General features: G+C 63.9%; 18 protein-coding genes. 8 read left to right on the plus strand and 10 right to left on the minus strand.

Features of this window, described 5'->3' with window-relative positions; genetic code table 11:
- Window positions 1-8: 8 nt before the first annotated feature.
- The 5 genes from JKL46_RS04320 to JKL46_RS04340 form a co-directional block, all read right to left on the minus strand.
- A complete protein-coding gene (locus JKL46_RS04320; protein ID WP_201830180.1) occupies window positions 9-707 on the minus strand; it encodes an ABC transporter ATP-binding protein in 699 nt (232 codons plus the stop codon).
- Window positions 707-1,462, minus strand: a complete 756-nt coding sequence (locus JKL46_RS04325; protein ID WP_201830181.1) for an ABC transporter ATP-binding protein — start codon at window positions 1,460-1,462, stop codon at window positions 707-709. Before JKL46_RS04325 ends, JKL46_RS04320 begins: the two co-directional genes overlap by 1 nt.
- Entirely contained in the window at window positions 1,455-2,486 is a 1,032-nt protein-coding gene (locus JKL46_RS04330) for a branched-chain amino acid ABC transporter permease (RefSeq protein WP_201830182.1), read from the minus strand. Before JKL46_RS04330 ends, JKL46_RS04325 begins: the two co-directional genes overlap by 8 nt.
- 9 nt (window positions 2,487-2,495) lie before the next feature.
- The gene (locus tag JKL46_RS04335) at window positions 2,496-3,416 is read right to left on the minus strand and encodes a branched-chain amino acid ABC transporter permease (protein ID WP_201830183.1); all 921 of its coding nucleotides are present in this window, start codon (window positions 3,414-3,416) and stop codon (window positions 2,496-2,498) included.
- 141 nt (window positions 3,417-3,557) lie between these two features.
- A complete protein-coding gene (locus tag JKL46_RS04340; protein WP_201830263.1) occupies window positions 3,558-4,733 on the minus strand; it encodes an ABC transporter substrate-binding protein in 1,176 nt (391 codons plus the stop codon).
- Between the two features lie 385 nt (window positions 4,734-5,118).
- Here JKL46_RS04340 and JKL46_RS04345 point away from each other — a divergent pair, with 385 nt between their 5' ends.
- The 8 genes from JKL46_RS04345 to JKL46_RS04380 all read left to right on the plus strand — a co-directional run bounded on the left by JKL46_RS04345 (window position 5,119) and on the right by JKL46_RS04380 (window position 14,583).
- Window positions 5,119-6,768 (plus strand): benzoate-CoA ligase family protein, encoded by a 1,650-nt coding sequence (locus JKL46_RS04345; protein ID WP_201830184.1) that lies wholly within the window; start codon window positions 5,119-5,121, stop codon window positions 6,766-6,768.
- 73 nt (window positions 6,769-6,841) lie between these two features.
- Complete coding sequence (locus JKL46_RS04350; RefSeq protein ID WP_201830185.1) at window positions 6,842-9,196, plus strand: bifunctional salicylyl-CoA 5-hydroxylase/oxidoreductase; 2,355 nt, start codon at window positions 6,842-6,844, stop codon at window positions 9,194-9,196.
- A 1-nt stretch (window position 9,197) separates the two neighbouring features.
- Window positions 9,198-9,965 carry an SDR family NAD(P)-dependent oxidoreductase gene (locus JKL46_RS04355; protein WP_201830186.1) on the plus strand — a complete coding sequence of 256 codons (768 nt, stop codon included), beginning with the start codon at window positions 9,198-9,200 and terminating at the stop codon, window positions 9,963-9,965.
- Window positions 9,966-9,967: 2 nt separating this feature from the next.
- Complete coding sequence (locus JKL46_RS04360) at window positions 9,968-10,477, plus strand: MarR family winged helix-turn-helix transcriptional regulator (protein ID WP_201830187.1); 510 nt, start codon at window positions 9,968-9,970, stop codon at window positions 10,475-10,477.
- Window positions 10,474-11,310: an enoyl-CoA hydratase family protein gene (locus JKL46_RS04365; RefSeq protein ID WP_201830188.1), complete on the plus strand. Its 837-nt coding sequence runs from the start codon at window positions 10,474-10,476 to the stop codon at window positions 11,308-11,310. Before JKL46_RS04360 ends, JKL46_RS04365 begins: the two co-directional genes overlap by 4 nt.
- 1 nt (window position 11,311) lies before the next feature.
- The gene (locus JKL46_RS04370; RefSeq protein WP_201830189.1) at window positions 11,312-12,499 is read left to right on the plus strand and encodes an acyl-CoA dehydrogenase family protein; all 1,188 of its coding nucleotides are present in this window, start codon (window positions 11,312-11,314) and stop codon (window positions 12,497-12,499) included.
- A gap of 13 nt (window positions 12,500-12,512) precedes the next feature.
- Window positions 12,513-12,950 (plus strand): RidA family protein, encoded by a 438-nt coding sequence (locus JKL46_RS04375; RefSeq protein ID WP_201830190.1) that lies wholly within the window; start codon window positions 12,513-12,515, stop codon window positions 12,948-12,950.
- Between the two features lie 157 nt (window positions 12,951-13,107).
- Window positions 13,108-14,583: a sensor domain-containing diguanylate cyclase gene (locus tag JKL46_RS04380; RefSeq protein ID WP_201830191.1), complete on the plus strand. Its 1,476-nt coding sequence runs from the start codon at window positions 13,108-13,110 to the stop codon at window positions 14,581-14,583.
- Between the two features lie 148 nt (window positions 14,584-14,731).
- On the opposite strand, the gene greA is transcribed toward JKL46_RS04380, so the two are convergent.
- The 5 genes from greA to JKL46_RS04405 form a co-directional block, all read right to left on the minus strand.
- Window positions 14,732-15,199, minus strand: coding sequence for a transcription elongation factor GreA (greA, locus tag JKL46_RS04385; protein WP_201830192.1), 468 nt, complete (start codon window positions 15,197-15,199; stop codon window positions 14,732-14,734).
- Window positions 15,200-15,264: 65 nt separating this feature from the next.
- Window positions 15,265-16,383, minus strand: a complete 1,119-nt coding sequence (locus JKL46_RS04390) for a branched-chain amino acid ABC transporter permease (RefSeq protein WP_246529137.1) — start codon at window positions 16,381-16,383, stop codon at window positions 15,265-15,267.
- A complete protein-coding gene (locus tag JKL46_RS04395) occupies window positions 16,380-17,402 on the minus strand; it encodes a branched-chain amino acid ABC transporter permease (protein ID WP_201830193.1) in 1,023 nt (340 codons plus the stop codon). The genes JKL46_RS04390 and JKL46_RS04395 overlap by 4 nt, the downstream gene beginning before the upstream one ends.
- Window positions 17,399-18,124 carry an ATP-binding cassette domain-containing protein gene (locus tag JKL46_RS04400; protein ID WP_201830194.1) on the minus strand — a complete coding sequence of 242 codons (726 nt, stop codon included), beginning with the start codon at window positions 18,122-18,124 and terminating at the stop codon, window positions 17,399-17,401. Before JKL46_RS04400 ends, JKL46_RS04395 begins: the two co-directional genes overlap by 4 nt.
- Window positions 18,117-18,896, minus strand: a complete 780-nt coding sequence (locus tag JKL46_RS04405) for an ATP-binding cassette domain-containing protein (RefSeq protein WP_201830195.1) — start codon at window positions 18,894-18,896, stop codon at window positions 18,117-18,119. The genes JKL46_RS04400 and JKL46_RS04405 overlap by 8 nt, the downstream gene beginning before the upstream one ends.
- Between the last annotated feature and the right edge of the window lie 10 nt (window positions 18,897-18,906).

An 18,906-nucleotide genomic window follows, 5' to 3' on the forward strand; every position in this document is an offset into this window, starting at 1 on the left:
GAATTGTCCTAAACGTGGAGATACCGGTCCTTGAGGCTCGTATCGCTCATGAGCTCCGCGCTCGTGCCGGTCCAGACCGAGCGGCCTTTCTCGATGATCACATGCCGGTCGGCGAAGCTCGCCAGCGCACCGATGTTCTTGTCGATGACGAGGATGGATTGCTGCTCGCCCTTCAGGCGCTTGAGGCAGGTCCAGATCTCGGTACGGATCAGCGGGGCCAGTCCCTCGGTCGCTTCATCGAGAATGAGCAGTCTGGGGTTCGTCATGAGAGCGCGGCCGATGGCGAGCATCTGCTGCTCGCCGCCCGAAAGCTGCGTGCCGAGGTTGTTCCGGCGCTCCTTCAGGCGCGGGAAGAGATCGTAGATCGCGTCCAGCGTCCAGCGTCGCTCACCGCTTCGGGCCGCGGCGGTCGCAACGAGGTTTTCCTCCACGGTGAGCGTCGGAAAGATCTGGCGGCCTTCCGGCACGAGGCCGATGCCGGTTTTCGCGATGCGATAGGGGGCAAGCCCGGTGACGGTGGCGCCGTGAAACCGCACTTCGCCGCCGCGCGGGCGCAGCAGGCCCATGATGGAGCGTATCGTCGTCGTCTTGCCCATGCCGTTGCGGCCGAGCAGCGTCACGACCTCGCCGGCATTGACCTCGAGGGAAATGTCGAACAGGACCTGTGCCGCGCCGTAGGAGGCCTGGAGATTGCGAACGGAGAGCATCAGACCATCTCCTCCTCGCCCAGATACGCGGCGCGAACCTCTGGGTTGGCCCTGATCCTCCCGGGCGTATCGGTCGCGATCACGCGTCCGTAGACGAGGACGGACACGCGATCGGCCAACGAGAAAACCGCTTCCATGTCGTGCTCGATCAGCACGATGGTGAGACGGCCTTTCAGGCGCCGCAGGGTTTCGACCACGCGCTGGGATTCATCGTGTCCGGTGCCGGCAAGCGGCTCGTCGAGCAGAAGCAGCTTCGGCTCGGTGGCGAGCCCGATGGCGAGTTCGAGCTGGCGCTTTTCGCCGTGGGACAGGAGGCCCGACGGAATGTGGGCACGGGCGCCGAGGCCAGCCTGCTGCAGACAGTCCATGGCTGGCTGGTTCAACGCCTTCTCTTGCGAGGCATTGCCGAAGAAACGGAAGCTCGATCCCGAACGCGCCTGAACGGCCAGCGCCACGTTTTCCAGAGCCGAGAAACCCGGCAGGATCGAGGTGATCTGGAAGGACCGGGCAAGCCCGCGCCCGACGCGCTGCGGCATCGACAGAGAGGTCACGTCCTGGCCGGCGAACAGGACGGATCCGGAATCCGAACGAAGTGTCCCGGAAATCTGGTGGATGAGAGTCGTCTTGCCGGCGCCGTTCGGGCCGATGATCGCGTGCAGCTCGCCCGGCTGAACGGCGAGGCTGACATCGTCGGTCACGACGAGAGCGCCATAGGCTTTGCGCAGATTGCGAAGTTCGAGCAGGGGCTCAGCCATGACGGGGCCTCCGCAGCAGGCCCATGATCCCGCCCCTGACGAACAGGACGATCAGGATGAGGAGGGGGCCGAACACCATCTTCCAGTTCTCTGCCAGATGCGCACGGGTCTCCTCGGCGAGGAAGAAGCTGACGCCGTGCAGGATCTCCGGCAGGAATTCTTCGAGGAGCAGGAAGGCGGCCGCGCCGATGATCGCGCCATGGAGCGAGCCGAGCCCGCCGAGCACAACCATGAAGATCAATTCGCCGGAACGCTGCCAGGTCATGAAGGCCGGGCTGACGAATTCCGCCTGGTTGGCGAGCAGGCATCCGGCAAGCCCCGCCATCATGCCGCTGATCACATAGGCTGCGAGCTGAAAGCGGAAGGGCTGAAATCCGATCGCTTCCATGCGGATGGCGTTTTCCCGCGTTCCGCGCAGGACGCGGCCGAAGCGCGATGCGACGACCGACCGGGAGAAGGCATAGGCGCCGAGGAGGCAGATCAGGCACATCCAGTAGAAAGCGAAATCGCTTTTCAGGATGCGCGACCCGGCCACGAGACTGCGGGACGACAGGGTCATGCCGTCATCGCCGCCATAGGCCGCAAGCGATGTGGCGAGGAAGTACAGCATCTGCCCGAAGGCGAGCGTGATCATGATGAAGTAGACACCCTTCGTGCGCAGCGAGATCGCTCCCGTGACGAGGGCGAAGAGAGCGGAGGCCACGAGCGCGACCGGTATCTGGATGAGCGCATCCTCGATGCCATGGGTGGCGAGGATGCCGACCGCATAACCTCCGATGCCGAGGAAGGCGGCATGGCCGAAGCTGACGAGAGCGCCGTAGCCGAGGATGAGGTCGAGCGCCATGGCGGCGATGCCGAAGATCATCACCCGCGTCAGCAGGGACAGGACATAGCCCTCGGCGCCGGAATAGGTGGCGAAGAGCGGGGCCGCCGCGAAGGCCGCGAAGAGAACGATGGGGACGACCTCGAACCGCGTGGAGAGGGAAGGCGCTGGCGCGGAAGCCGTATCGGCAAGTTCGGTCATGGTCGCGCTCTAACGTTTCACGGGAAATAATCCGGAGGGCCGGAAGAACAGCACCGCCGCCATGAAGATGTAGATCAGCATCGGCGCGATGGCGCGGCCGGTCTGGCTTGCGGCTGCCGGATCGAGAAAGAGCCGCAGCAGGTTCGGGGCGAAGGAGCGCCCGACCGTGTCCACGAGCCCGATCAGGAGTGCTGCGAGAAAGGCGCCGCGAATGGAGCCGATGCCGCCGATCACGATGACCACGAAGGCGAGGATGAGGATGTTGTCCCCCATGCCCGGCTCCACGGACAGGATCGGCGCGACCATGGCCCCTGCAAAGCCGGCGAGCATGGCGCCGAAGCCGAACACGATCATGAACAGGCGCTGGATGTTCACCCCGAGCGCCGAGACCATGGCGGCATTGCTCGCGCCCGCCCGCACCAGCATGCCGATGCGCGTATGATTGACGAGCACATAAAGGAGGGCCGCGACGATGAGGCCCGCCGCGATGATGGCGAGACGATAGACCGGGTAGAGCAGGCCGCTGGCGATCTCCACCGAGCCGGACAGCAGGTCTGGAACGGGAACGCTCAAAGGGGCTGCGCCCCAGACGAACTTCACGGCCTGATTAAGGAACAGGATCACGCCGAACGTCGCGAGCACCTGATCGAGATGATCGCGGTCGTAGAGATGTCTGAAGACGAGCACTTCGAGCAGAAGCCCGAAGCCCAGGGCCGAGGGCAGGGCGAGAAGAAGCGCCCAGCCGAAGCTCCCGGTCCAGACGCTGAACGCAGCGACCAGATAGGCACCGACCATATACTGCACGCCATGCGCCAGGTTGATGAAATCCATCACGCCGAACACGAGGGTCAGGCCGGCGGCGATGAGGAAGAGGATGAGCCCGAACTGAAGGCCGTTCAAAGTCTGGACGAAGAGGAGAGTGGCTGTCATCGGCACATCACGGGCAGCACGCCATCAGTCGAGCCTCCGCTCGGACGCTTCCCTGCGAAAGCGCCATGATCGCTGGATCGGATCGGGATCGGCCTGCCTGATGCGATTGCAGGGCAGGCCGATCGGTCTTGCAAGGGCGCCTCAGTTCGTGGCGGCGCATTCCTTGGCATAGGCATCCGTGTAGTCGTCGAACACTTTTTCCACGATCTCGGTCTGGAACTTGCCGTCCGAACGCTTGGCGGCCTTCACCAGATAGAAGTCCTGAACCGGGAAGCCGTTGCTGCCGAACTTGAAGTCTCCGCGCAGGGACTTGAAATCGGCTTTCTTGATGGCGGCGCGCACCGCGTCCTTGTTGTCCATCTTGCCGCCGGTGCTCTTGAGCGCGCTGTCGATGAGGAGAGCTGCATCATAGGCGTGCATGGAATAGGAGCCGGGCACGGAATTGTACGCCGCCTCGTAGGCCGCCACGAACTTCTTGTTCTGTGGATTGTCGAGATTCGGCGCCCAGTTGGAGCCGCCGAGCATGCCGATCGCCGCATCCTGCTGCGCGGGCAGGGTCGATTCATCGACCGTGAAGGCGGAGAGGAAGGGGATGCGGTCGGCAAGGCCCGCCGCGCGGTACTGCTTGACGAGGTTCACGCCCATGCCGCCGGGCATGAAGGTGAAGATCGCATCGGGCTGCATGGAGGCGATCTTCGCAAGCTCGGACTGGAAATCGAGAGTGTTCAGCGGGACGTAGGATTCCTCGACGACTTCGCCCTTGTAATGGCGCTTGAAGCCCGCGAGCGCATCCTTGCCGGCCTGATAGTTCGGCGCCAGCAGATAGACCTTCTTGTAGCCGCGGTCTTGCGCGACCTTTCCGAGAACCTCGTGGTTCTGGTCGTTCTGATAGGACGTCGCGAAGAAATACGGGCTGCAGCTTTTGCCCGCGAGGTTCGAGGGGCCGGCATTGGTGCTGATGTAGAACGTGTTCGCGTCGACGATCGGCTTGTGGACGGCGACGGCCACGTTCGAGAAGATTGGGCCGACGACGAAGTCCACCTTGTCGCGTTCCAGGAGGCCTTTGACCTTGGTCACCGCCACGTCGGGTTTCAACTCGTCGTCGACGACGATCACTTCGACGTCGCGTCCGCCGAGCTTGCTGCCGAGATCCTTCACAGCGAGCTGGAAGCCGTCGCGGGCCTGCTGGCCGAGGACGGCCGACGGGCCCGAAAGAGTGAGCAGCAATCCGACTTTCAGCTTCTCCTGCGCCATGGCCGGTGCTGCAGCCAGAGTGACAGCTGCTGCAAGGCCAAGGGTCTTGATCGTTACGTTCATCATGGTCTCCCGAATGGCTGTTCCCTGCGCACTTTTATGTGCTGCGTTGATTGTTCCCAGCGGGACGCGCGGTGCCCGACGAACAAGTCGGGCGGTACTCTGCCGCAAAACGACCCGGCCGAACACTCCCTTTCTGGGAGCGCTCATCCCCACATCCCCAATCTTTGGGATTGCCAAGGATTATTTTAAGTTTAAAATATTTTCCAGGTTCTTCAAGCGGATTGTTTCGCAGAGGAAGACAGGCGAAATGACAGGCGCGTGATCGGCGATGAAGAGACGGGATCCGGAATGCGCATTGCTCGTGGCTTCCGGATAGAGCCTGCCTCATCGCCCCTTTCACGATGTCTGGATCTTGCGCCGCACAATAACGACAGAGGAGCGGACGATGGCGGACACGGCGCATGTGGATACCTTCGCGAGGGACAATCTTCCGCCTCAGGATCGATGGCCGGCCTTCCTGTTCACCCGTCCCGAGCTGCAATATCCCGAGCGCCTGAACTGCGCCGCGGCCTTCCTCGACCGCTGGGTCGACGAGGGACGCGGTGACGAGCCCTGCATCATCAGCCCGACAGAGACTCTCACCTACCGCGCGCTTCAGGCGCGGGTGAATCGGATCTGCAATATCCTGGTCGAGAAGCTCGGCTTCGTGCCCGGCAATCGCGTGCTGCTGCGCTCGGCCAACAATCCAATGATGGTGGCGGCCTATCTGGCGGTCCTGAAAGCCGGCGGCGTCGTCGTTGCCACCATGCCGCTGCTGCGCGCCAAGGAGATCGCCTATCCGCTGAACAAGGCGAAGATCACCATATCGCTCTGCGATCACCGGCTCGCTGAGGAGATGGAGCGTGCCAGGACGATGGCGCCCGATCTGCAGCATGTGGTGTATTGGGGTTCGGGAAAGTCCGACAGCCTTGAGGCACTGATGGCGGAAGCCTCGCCGGACTTTACAGCTGTCGATACGGCGGCGGACGATGTGTGCCTGATCGGATTCACCTCGGGCACCACCGGCGAGCCGAAGGGCACCATGCATTTCCACCGCGACATGCTGGCGATCTGCGACGGCTATGGTGGGAATGTCTTGCGGCCTGAGGCGGGCGACCGCTTCATCGGCTCGCCGCCGCTCGCCTTCACCTTCGGCCTCGGCGGCATCGTGCTGTTTCCGATGCGCGTCGGCGCCTCGACCGTGCTTTTGGAAAAGGCCGGACCCGACGATCTTTTGCCCGCCATCGCGCAGCACAAGGCCACCATCTGCTTCACGGCGCCGACCGCCTATCGGGCCATGCTGTCGAAGCTGGAAGGGCGCGATATCTCGAGCTTGCGCAAATGCGTCTCGGCCGGCGAGCCCCTGCCGAAGGGCACCTTCGAAGCCTGGAAGGACGCGACCGGCATCAGTCTCATGGATGGGATCGGCGCGACGGAGATGCTGCATATCTTCATCGCCGCGACTGAAGACGAGATCCGTCCCGGCGCGACGGGCAAGCCGGTGCCCGGCTATGAGGCGAAAGTCGTTGACGATGAGGGCCGCGACCTGCCGCCCGGCAGCGTCGGTCGCCTGGCTGTGCGCGGGCCGACAGGGTGCCGCTATCTCGCCGACGAGCGGCAGGGCAAATACGTTCAGAACGGCTGGAACATCACCGGCGACACCTACCTCATGGATGAGGACGGCTACTTCTGGTATCAGGCGCGTTCCGACGACATGATCATCTCGGCCGGCTACAACATCGCGGGCCCCGAGGTCGAGGCCGCGCTGCTCACGCATCCGGCAGTCGCCGAATGCGGCGTCGTCGGCGCTCCGGATGATGGGCGCGGGACGGTAGTGAAGGCCTACGTGGTCCTGCGTTCTGGCCATGCTCCAGGGCCTGAGCTGACGAAGGCGCTTCAGGATCACGTCAAGGCGGAGATCGCGCCCTACAAATATCCCCGCCTCATCGAATTCGTGGAGGCTCTCCCACGGACCCAGACCGGCAAGCTGCAGCGCTTCGAGCTGCGCCGCATCGCTCAGGACTCCGACACCCATCAGGAGGCTTTGAGTGCCTAGCAAACGGTGCAGGTTGATCTAAAATTATTTTAAGCTTAAAATAAATTAAGCGTCATTTCCCGGGTAGGAATCCATGAAGACGGCGATCATCGGCGGCGGCCCGGCGGGGCTTTATTTCGCGATCCTGCTGAAGAAGCTTCGGCCGGAATCGGACATCACGGTCTATGAGCGCAACCGCGCCGACGAAACGTTCGGCTTCGGCGTCGTGTTCTCCGATGCGACGCTCGACAATTTCGAGAAATACGACCTGCCGAGCTATCAGCGGATCATTCGGGAATTCGCCTATTGGGATGACATCGCGATTCATTTCCGCGGCAGCGAGCATCGGATCGGCGGCAACGGCTTCTGCGGCTGCTCGCGGCGCACGCTGCTCCTGATCCTGCAGGACCGCGCGGAGGAGCTAGGCGTCAGGCTGCGCTACGAAGCCGATGTGGACGACGAGAGCCTCTTCGCCGATGCGGATCTCGTGGTCGTGGCCGACGGTATCAACAGCCGCTTCAGGGAGCGCTATGCGGACCACTTCCAGCCGGAGGTGGATCTGCGGCCCAACAAGTTCACCTGGATGGGCTCGACCAAGCCTCTCGACGCCTTCACCTTCATCTTTCAAGAGACGGAGTGGGGACCCTTCATCGCTCATGCCTATCAGTATGAGGCGAACCGCTCGACCTGGGTGTTCGAGACCGACCCGGAGACTTTCGAGCGGGCAGGGCTGAAGGATATGAGCGAGGCCGAATCGGCGGCGCTCATGGAAAAGATCTTCGGCTGGTTCCTTGGCGGGCATCGCGTTCTCACCAACCGCTCGATCTGGCGCAATTTTCCGATGATCCGCAACAAGCGCTGGGTCATGGGCAACAAGGTGCTGCTGGGCGACGCAAAGGCCTCGGCGCATTTCTCCATCGGCTCGGGCACCAAGCTCGCGATGGAGGATGCCATCGCGCTCTTTGAAGCCCTCCGCCGCGAGCCGAGCGTGGAAGGCGCGCTGTCGCTCTACGAGACCGGGCGGCGCGAGGAGGTCGAGAAGACGCAGCACGCGGCCGACGTGTCGCTCGTCTGGTTCGAGCATGTGGCGCGCTTCTGGGATTTCGATCCGGTGCAGTTTGCCTTCGGCGTCATGACCCGCGCCAAGGCGATCACCTACGACAACCTGCGCCTGCGCGCGCCGGATTTCGTCGCTGCTGTCGACAAGACCTTCGCGAGGCAGGTGCAGAAGCAAGGCTTCGACGTATCGGTCGAGGATCCGAGCGCACCGATGTTCCAGCCCTTCCGGCTGCGCGAGATGATCGTTCCGAACCGTGTCGTGGTCTCGCCGATGGACATGTATTCGGCGAAGGACGGTGTTCCGGGAGAGTTTCATCTCGTCCATTACGGCTCGCGCGCCATGGGCGGGGCGGGGCTGGTCTTCACGGAAATGACCTGCGTGTCGCCGGAAGCGCGGATCACGCCCGGCTGCACGGGCTTGTGGAACGACGAGCAGGAAGCGGCCTGGAAGCGGATCGTCGATTTCATCCAAGACAACTCGGGAACGAAGTTCTGCCTGCAGCTCGGGCATTCAGGCCGCAAGGGCGCGACCAAGCTCATGTGGGAAGGAATGGACCGGCCTCTGGAGGAGGGCGCCTGGGACATCTGCTCCGCCTCGCCGATTCCTTACTTCCCCGACAGCCAGGTGCCGCGCGAGGCGACGCGCGCCGACATGGAATTGATCAAGCGGCAATTCGTGGAGGCCGCGCAGCGCGGGGAACGGGCCGGCTTCGACATGCTCGAGCTGCATTGCGCCCATGGCTACCTGTTCGCGAGCTTCATCTCGCCGCTGACGAACAGCCGTACGGACGAGTATGGCGGCTCGCTCGAAAATCGCCTGCGCTTTCCGCTGGAGATCTTCGACGCCATGCGCGAGGTCTGGCCGGCGCATAAGCCCATGTCGGTGCGCATCTCGGCGACCGATTGGGCCGAGGGCGGCATCACCGGTGACGAGGCGGTCGAGATCGCCCGCGCCTTCGCCGAGCACGGCGTCGATCTCGTCGACGTCTCGACGGGCCAGACCGTGCGCGAGGCGCGGCCGATCTATGGGCGCATGTTCCAGACGCCGTTCTCCGATCAGGTGCGCAACGAGGCGCGTGTCGCCACCATGTGCGTCGGCAACATCACGGCGGCGGATCAGGTGAACACGATTCTTGCCGCAGGACGTGCCGATCTCGTCGCGCTCGGGCGGCCGCATCTGGTCGATCCGTTCTTCACCATGAAGGCTGCCGCTTGGTACGGCGCGAAGGACATCCACTGCCCGCCGCAATATCTGGCAGGCCGAGATCAGATCTTCCGCAACTCGGTGCGCGACCGTCAGGATCTGGACGATCTCAAGGTGAAGGCGAAACCGAAGACGCGTGCCGAATTGAAGTTGGAAGCCGGCGAGAAGCCGCTTGCGGCGGAATGAGATGACCATGACAAGTCTCAAAGGTCGGCATGCATTGGTGACGGGCGGAGGGCGCGGGATCGGCCGCGCCATCGCCGGCTGCCTTGTGAAAGCAGGGGCGACCGTCACGATCGTCGGGCGCTCTCCCGCAACGCTCGAACAGGCGATCATGCAGGGCGATGCGCATGCTGCGGCTGTGGCCGACATCACGGACAGGCAGGCGGTCGAGGCTGCCGTTCAGGATGCCGTCATGCGCTATGGCCCGGTCGATCTTCTGATTGCCAATGCTGGAGCGGCCGCCTCCGCACCCTTCATGAAGACGGGACCTGACATGTTCCGGCAGATGCTGGACGTGAACCTGCTCGGCGTCACCAACGCGGCGCATGCGGTGCTCGGCTCCATGACCCAGCGCGGCTTCGGCCGCATCATTGCCGTGGCATCGACGGCGGGCCTCAAGGGCTATCCCTATGTGAGCGCCTATTGCGCCGCCAAGCACGCGGTGATCGGCTTCGTTCGCGCCCTGGCTTTGGAAACTGCAAGGAGTGGTGTCACGGTGAATGCGGTCTGCCCCGGCTTCACGGATACGGACATCGTCGCCGAGAGCCTGACCCGCATCATGGAGAAGACCAGCAGAACCCGCGATGAGGCGCTCGCTGAGCTCGTGAAGCACAACCCGCAAGGCAGGCTCATCGACCCGTCGGAGGTTGCCGAGGCCGTGCTCTGGCTGTGCGGCGAGGGTGCACGCTCCGTCACAGGACAGGCCATCGCAGTGGCCGGGGGAGAGATCTGACGATGGATGATCAAGCCATTCCGCTCGACGCCGAAACCAAGGCGGTCGAGAAGCCTGAGGATCACCGGGAAGAGCTGCGCCTCTGGCTGCGGCTTCTCACCTGCTCAACCCTGATCGAGGGCGAGGTGCGCCGCCGCCTGCGCGAGCGCTTCGACGTCACGCTTCCCCGCTTCGACCTGATGGCGCAGCTCGACAAGGCGCCGGAGGGCATGAGCCTGTCCGATCTGTCGAAGCGCATGATGGTGTCGAACGGCAATCTCACCGGCCTCGTCGACCGGCTCGTCGCATCCGGCCACGTAGCGCGAACCGTGTCCCCCACCGACCGGCGCGCCATGGTGATCAGCCTGACCGAGGCCGGCCGTGCCGAGTTCCGCACCATGGCAGGCGAGCACGAGCATTGGATCGCCGATCTCTTCGGCGATCTCAACACTAAGGATCGCAGCGATCTCATGCGGCTTCTCGCCAAGACCAAACTCTCGGCGCGTCGTGCGATCATGGGAGACGAAAAGTGACGCAATTCGCCAATTCCGTGACCCTGCCGCTCTCGTCCTACGAGCCTCAGCATTTCTTGCTGGCGGTCGACGGGCCCGTTGCGACGGTGACGCTCAATCGCCCGGACAAGAAGAACCCTCTCACCTTCGAGAGCTATCGCGAGCTGGCCGATTTCTTCCATGCCTGCGCCAAGGACGAGGGCGTGAAGGCAATCGTCATCACGGGTGCCGGCGGCAATTTCTCCTCCGGCGGCGACGTGTTCGAGATCATCGGTCCGCTCGTCGCGATGGACACGAAGGGCCTCACCGCCTTCACGCGCATGACGGGCGAACTGGTGAAGGCGATGCGCGCCGCGCCGCAGCCGATTGTTGCGTCCGTCGAGGGCATCTGCGCGGGCGCTGGAGCCATCGTCGCCATGGCCTCCGATCTGCGTCTTGCGGCGCCGGGCGCGAAGGTGGCCTTCCTGTTCAACAAAGTCGGCCTTGCCGGCTGCGACATGGGCGCTTGCGCCATCCTTCCGCGCATCGTCGGGCAGGGCCGCGCGTCCGAATTGCTCTATACCGGCCGCTTCATGAGCGCGGAGGAGGGCGAGCGCTGGGGCTTCTTCAGCCGCCTCGTTGAAGCCGGTTCGCTTCTCGATGAAGCGCAGGCTCTTGCGCGCACCATCGGCACAGGCCCGACCTACGCCAACACCATGACCAAGCGCATGCTTGCGATGGAATGGGCGATGTCGGTCGAGGAGGCCATCGAGGCGGAAGCCGTGGCGCAGGCTTTGTGCATGACGACGGAAGATTTCGCGCGCGCCTACCGCGCCTTCGCGGCGAAGGAAAAGCCGGTGTTCCAGGGAGATTGACGTGATCGACGCAAGCTTTCTCTCTTGGCCGTTCTTCGAAGACCGCCATCGGCAATTCGCCGGTGGCCTGAAGGCCTGGGCTGCGAAGGATATCAAGCCGCTCGTCGATCATCACGACGTCGACGCCTCCTGCCGACGTCTCGTAACCCACTTGGGCGAAGCCGGCTGGCTCAAGGCGGTGGTGCCGGAAGCCTATGGCGGGCTTTATCCCTCCTTCGATGTGCGCACCCTTTGCATCGCGCGGGAGACGCTCGCTTTCCATGACGGCCTCGCCGATTTCGCCTTCGCGATGCAGGGGCTCGGCACGGGGCCGATCACGCTGTTCGGCTCCGAGGCACTGAGAGCGAAATATCTGCCGCTGGTGGCCAGAGGTGAGGCCATCGCGGCCTTCGCGCTGTCCGAGCCGGAAGCCGGGTCCGACGTCGCCGCCATGAGCACGACGGCGACGCCGGACGGGCCGGACCATGTGCGGATCGACGGCGTCAAGACCTGGATTTCCAACGGCGGAATTGCCGACCATTATGTGGTCTTCGCCCGCTCGGGCGAGGCTCCCGGCGCGAAGGGCCTCTCGGCCTATCTGGTCGCCGCACAGTCGCCGGGGCTGATCGTCGAGAACCGCATCGACGTCATCGCACCGCATCCGCTCGCGACCCTGCGCTTCGACAATTGCCGCGTGCCGCTCTCGCACAGGATCGGCGGCCCGGGAGAAGGCTTCAAGGTGGCGATGGCGACCCTCGACGTCTTCCGCTCCACGGTGGGCGCCGCGGCGCTAGGGCTCGCGCGGCGTGCATTGTCGGAAGCACTTCAGCATGCCGCTTCGCGCAAGCTCTTCGGCGCGCCGCTCGGTGACTTGCAGATGACGCAAAGCTCTCTTGCCGACATGGCAACGGGCGTGGACAGCGCAGCGCTCCTCGTCTATCGCGCCGCCTGGACGAAGGATCAGGGCGCGCCTCGGGTCACGCGCGAGGCCGCCATGGCGAAGATGCATGCCACGGAGACCGCGCAGAGCGTGATCGACAAGGCCGTGCAGATCTTCGGTGGCCTCGGCGTCACCAAGGGCGTGAAGGTCGAGGAGCTTTACCGGGAAATCCGGGCGCTGCGGATCTATGAAGGCGCCACCGAGGTGCAGAAGATCGTGATCGCACGCGAGATGCTGAAGATGATGGACGCTCCGCGTTCCGCCAATTAAGGGAGAAACAACAATGACAGCCGCGATGGAAGGCACTCCCATGCCTGCGGACGGACCGGAGGTCCTCAACCCGAAGCATTGGCCGGTGCCGAAAGGCTATGCCAACGGCATGATGGCAGAAGGTCGCGTGCTCGTAACCGGCGGCATCGTCGGCTGGGACGAGACCGGAACATTCCCCGAGGGCTTCGTCGCGCAGGCGCGTCAGACCCTGGACAACATCCGCGCCATTCTCGCCGAGGGCGGAGCCGAGCCACGGCATCTTGTGCGGCTGACCTGGTATGTGGTCGATATCGAAGAATATCTGGCGAGCCTGCGCGAGCTTGGCCGTGCCTACCGCGAGGTCTTCGGCACCCATTATCCCGCCATGGCGCTGGTTCAGGTCGTGCGCCTCGTGGAGAGGAAGGCGCGTCTCGAGATCGAAGCCACGGCCGTCGTTCCAAGCACACGGTAGGTCGTCGACCATCCTGCGACAAATCAACAGTGTTGCAAGAATGCCTGCCGGCCCGACAACCGTCGGACCGGGCCGAAAAACGGCCGTTTCCGATCTAGTATTACATTGCCGCTCTGCGCTGAATAGCACCTGAATCAGGTCCATCAGCAGGTCTTCTATGCTGCATTCCAAAAGCGAGAGATTCACCGTTCCGCCGTCGAGCGAGTTGGCCGACGATGCAGAGATGTTCGAGCTGGCGCCCGTATCGCTCTGGCTTGAGGATTACAGCGGCCTCAAGGCACTCTTCGAACGCTGGCGTGCTGAGGGCGTGACATCGCTGCGGGATTATCTCCTGGAGGACGTCGCGCGCGTCGAGGCCTGCTCCAGCCAGATCCGCGTCATCAAGGTGAACCGCCGGACCCTCGGCATGTTCGAAGCGGAGGATCTGTCGCATCTGGTCGGCAATCTCGACCGGATCTTTCGCAATGACATGCTGAAGACCCATATTGAGGAGCTCGTGCAGCTCTGGGAGGGGCGGACGGAGTTCTTCAGCGACACGGTGAACTATACTCTCTCCGGCCGCAGGCTCGATATACAGCTCAAGGGCAGCATCCTGCCCGGGCATGAGGGCGGATGGGATCGGGTCCTGATCGCCATCGAGGACGTCACCGAGCGCGAATCCGCGCGCCGGCAGCTCTCCAGCAGCGAAACCTATGCCCGCGGCCTGTTCGAGCATTCTCCCGTTTCGCTCTGGGTCGAGGATTTCAGCGCGGTCAAGCAGCTTCTCGACGAGGTGCGTCGCCAGGGGATCATCGATTTTCGCGTGTTCACCGATGTGCATCCGGAATTTGTCACGCGCTGCATGAGCGAGATCCGTGTGATCGACGTCAACCGGCATACGCTGGAACTGTTTGCGGCCGCCGACAAGCAGACCCTGCTGATGCGCCTAGGCGATGTCTTTCGCGACGAGATGCACGAGCATTTCAGGGAGCAGCTGATCGATCTGTGGAACGGAAAGATCTTCCAGCAGCGCGAGGTGGTGAATTATTCCCTCGCCGGCGACGAGCTTCACCTGCATCTGCAGTTCTCCGTGCTGCCCGGCTACGAGAAGGACTGGTCTCTGGTGCAGGTCGCGCTGACCGACATCACCGCGCGCAAGCGGGCCGAGGCCTATCTCGAATATCTCGGCAAGCACGACGTTCTGACCAAGCTCTACAATCGCACCTTCTATGTCGACGAGCTGAACCGGCTCGAGCGGAAGGGACCGTTCCCGGTCACAATCGTCATCATCGACCTGAACGGCCTGAAAGCCGCGAACGATCAGCTCGGACATGGGTCCGGCGACGCATTGCTGCGCCGCGCCGGCGAGGTGCTCAGCAAGGCGGTCGACAAGCCCTCCTATGCCGCGCGCATCGGTGGCGACGAATTCGCCCTGCTGATGCCGGGCACCGACGAGCGCGATGCCAAGAGCGTGATGGAAGGCATCGAGAACCTGCTCGAAGTGAACAACCAGTTCTATACGGGTCTGCCGCTCAGCTTCGCCATGGGCGCCGCAACGAGCCAGCCGGGCGAGAGGCTGGAGGCCGTGGTGAAGCGCGCCGATCTCCTCATGTACGAGGCGAAGCGCGCCTATTACGCAGCTGCTAAGGGGTAGGCACGGCGTGTCATGCTTTCGCACGTCATGGCCGGTCTCGTACCAACCATCCCGATAAGAAGAAAGCCGCGCCTTTCAAATCGAGATCACCGGCACCGATCCCCGGATCAAGTCCGGGGAGGTGATGACATGCGGGAAAAACCGGCTTTCACAAACCGATCTCGACGATCTCGGCGGTGGTCTGCCCGATCGGCACGACATCGCCGATTTCCTTGCCCATGAGCGCTTGGGCCAGCGGCGAGACATAGGAGAGACTTCCCTTCGCCGGATCAGCCTCGTCCTCGCCGACGATCCGATAGGTCTGCCGTCTCCCATCTTCCCGCTCGAACGTGACCTTTGCGCCGAACCGGACATGCGATGCGTCCGTCGGCGGAGGTGCGACCTCTGCCGAGGCGCGCCGGGCGGACCAATAGCGCAAGTCGCGGGAGAGGCGCGCCAATTCGGCCTTATCGTCGGTGGCTTGGGTGGCGGTGAGACGCTTTTCCAGATCCTCGATCTCGGCATCCATCTGGGCCAAGCCCGATGGTGTGACGAGATGATGCGGGCTGATCATCCGGTCCGGCAGGTCCTCGAAGGCTTCTCCGCCCTCGGTTTCGCGAACAAAGGCACGGCTCATTCACGTCTCCTCCGCTCTTCGAGAGAAAACGGTTCGAGGCTGCCTAAGGTTTCCGGATTCAGCCTTTATTGCCTCGCTTGCCTGAGCCTGCCGACGATGCCGCCCGGGAACGCGTAGACGCTGACGATGAACAATGCGCCGAGCCACAGTAGCCAGCGGTCGGGATGGATGATGTTCGGAAGGATAGGCAAGCCCGCCAGGGCGGCGCTGCCGGCGCCCATCAGCACCTGCAGGTAGCTCTGTGCCAGGACGAACAAAGCAGCGCCGATGACGGCCCCATACATGGTGCCCATGCCGCCGATCACCACCATCAGCAGGATGTCGACCATGATCGAGAAGGAGAGAGTGGTGTCCGGCCCGTTATAGCGCAGCCAGAGCGCCATGAGAGCGCCGGCAATCGTCGCAGCGAGAGCGGAGATGACGGAGGCGGCGGTGCGATAGGCGACCACGCGGTATCCGAGCGCCTCGGCGCGGAATTCGTTCTCGCGGATCGCCTGCAGCACGCGTCCGAAGGGCGAGTTCACGATGCGGAGCAGAGCCAGGAAGACGAGGAGCGAGACGAAGAAGACGAGGTAGTAGGCGATGAGCCGCCCATTGATCACGGTGCCGAAGATTGGCTCGGAAAGAAGCCGGAAAGCCGGGCGCAGGGAAGGAGGCAGCTGGAACGAAAGGCCGTCCTCGCCGCCGGTGATGTTCGACAGCTGCGAGGCCAGAACGGCTGCGGCGGATGCCACCGCCAGGGTGATCATCGAGAAGAAGATGGCCCTGACGCGTAAGGACAGAAGTCCGATGGCGATCGCGAGCACGGCAGACAGGGCAAGGGCGGCGACGAGCCCGATGGCGGCAGATCCCCAGCTCGGCCCCATGCGCTCGAGCGCGATGGCGATGCCGTAGCCGCCGATGCCGAAGAACATGGTGTGGGCGAAGGAGACGATGCCGGAATAGCCGAGCAGAAGATCGTAACTCGCCACGAGCACGATGAAGACGCAGATCTTCGCCGCAGTGCCGACCGGCTGGCTGCCGGAGAAGAGGAACGGCGTCGCGGCGAGCAGCAGCAGGATCGCGAGGAGAATGACGCTGAGCACGCGCGAGCGCGGAAGATCAGACGATAGGAGCGTGCTCAGAAAGCCGCTGCGCCGGCGGGTTTCGTCGAAGGGAAGGGCGAGGGCTGGGGATGTGCTCATCGGCGCGCCACCGGAAACAGGCCCTGCGGACGCCAGATCAGCACCAGGGCCATGACGAGGATGTTGGAGATCAAGGCGAGCTTCGGCTCGATGAAGCCGACATAATTTGCGACGAGAGCGACGAGGATCGAGCCGACGAAGCAGCCGCCGACCGAGCCGAGGCCGCCGATGATGATGACGATGAAGACCAGCACCATCACTTCCATGCCCATGCCGGCGGTCAGCGTCTGCCGGTAGAAGGCCCACATGACGCCCCCTAAGCCGGCAAGCGCCGAGCCTGCGATGAAGACGCTGACGAAGAGGCGGCGGATGCGGTAGCCGAGAGCCTCGACCATCTCGGGATTCTCCACGCCAGCCCGGATCAGCAGGCCGAGGCGGGTGCGGTTAAGGAGCAACTGCATGCCGAGGAACACGGCAAGGCCGATCACCACCGCTACCACGCGATAGCGTTCCATGACGACATCGCCGAAGACGAAGGCGCCGCGAAGCGATTGCGGCAGCGGGATCGGGATCGGCGAGGCGCCCCAGATCGCGTGGATCGCCTGCTCGGTGACGATCAGGCCGCCCATGGTGACGAGGATCTGCTTCAGGTGGCTGCCATAGACCGGGCGCACGATGACGCGCTCGAAGACCGCGCCGACCACGCCGGTCACCGCCATGGCGCACAGGATGCACAGCCCCAGCAGCGCGAGGTTGAGCCCGATCGAATCCGCCTGCGCCCAGCCGGCCAGAGGCCCGAGCACGATGAGCGTGGCGTAGGCGCCGAGCGAGATGAAGACGCCGTGGCCGAAATTGATGATGTCCATCAGGCCGAAGACGAGGGTGAGGCCCGACGCCATGAGGAAGATCATCATGCCCATGGCGAGGCCTGCGAGGGTGAGCGTCACCCAGGTCGAGGGACTGCCGACGAAGGGCAGTGCCAGCAGAGCGAGAGCGGGTACGAGGAACAGTGGGAGCCAATCGGTCTTGGCGCGCGGCAGCTCGGTCGGGGCGGAGGATTCGGCAGCCATGTCGCTCATTGATGCGCATCCAGGGAAAGGCCGAGCAGGCGCTGCTGCATGGCATTGTCCTCGACAAGTTCGCGCATGGCGCCGGCATGCACGATGCGTCCATCGTCCATCACGACGACATTGTCGCCGAGCGCCGAGGCGGCATAGAAATTCTGCTCGACGAGCAGGATGGTCTCGCCGGCCGCCTTCAGCGCCTTGAACGCCTCGATCATGGAGCGCACCATCACGGGCGCGAGGCCTTTTGTGGGCTCGTCGATGAGCAGAAGGCGGCGCGGCTCGGCGATGGCGCGGGCGATCGCGAGCATCTGCTTCTGTCCGCCGGAGAGATTGCCCGCCGGCAGGTTCCAGAAGCGCTTGAGGGCCGGGAACAGGCCGAGGATCCAGTCGAGGCGGTTCCTGTCCACGGGGCCGCTGCGCGCGGCGAGCACGATGTTCTCGCGCACGGTAAGATCCGTGAAGATTCCCATCGCCTCCGGAACATAGGCGATGCCGGAGCGTGCGATGTCCGGCGTGGAGGAAGCGGTGATGTCGCGGCCGTCGAAACGGATGCTGCCGGAGGAGGCCTGCCACAATCCCATGATGGTGCGCAGCGTCGTCGTCTTGCCGGCGCCGTTGCGGCCGAGCAGCATGGTCAGCTCGCCGGCGGGCACGGCAAAATCCACGCCATGCAGAATGTGATAGGGGCCGATATGCGTGTGCACGCCCGAAAGCTGCAGGAGGGGCTCAGCCACGGGCAGCCTCCACGCCGAGATAGGCTTCCTGCACGACCGGCGAGGCGATCACCTCCGCAGGCTCGCCATCGGCAACGAGCGTGCCGTTATGCAGCACGATGATGCGGTCGGAGAGCGAGCGCACCACGTCCATCTTGTGCTCGACGAGAAGCACCGTGGCATCGCCGCGCTGCTTGATGTCGTGAATGAGCTCGAGCACGGTCGGCACCTCGTCGACGCTCATGCCGGCGGTGGGCTCGTCGAACATGAAGACCTTCGGCTCCATCGCGATCAGCAGCGCGACTTCGAGCTTGCGCTGGTCGCCATGCGAGAGAGCCTTCGGCGCGATGTGGCGCTTGTCGGCGAGGCGCACCCGTTCCAGCACGCTTTCGGCCTGCTCGATCAGGTCGCGGCGCGTATTCCACACCTTGAACAGGGACCATCCCGCCTCGGCACGGCTCTGGACGGCGAGGCGCACGTTCTCGAGCGCGGTCAATTGCGGAAACAGGTTGGTGAGCTGGAAGGCGCGCCCGAGCCCGCGCCGCGTTCGCGCGGCGGGCGCAAGCGTCGTGATATCCTCGCCCTCGACGATCACCTTGCCGGACGTGGCCTTCAGCTGACCGGAGATGAGATTGAAATAGGTGGTCTTGCCGGCGCCGTTCGGGCCGACGATGGCGGTCAGCGTGCCGGGCGTGAACCGGCACGACACGTCGTTGACGGCAACGTGGCCGCCGAAGCGAATGGTAAGCCCGCGCGTTTCGAGCGCGGGCGTCGTTGTCGTTGCAGGTGTCACAGATCGCCGC

The organism is Microvirga zambiensis WSM3693 (assembly GCF_016735695.1).
GTDB lineage: Bacteria > Pseudomonadota > Alphaproteobacteria > Rhizobiales > Beijerinckiaceae > Microvirga > Microvirga zambiensis.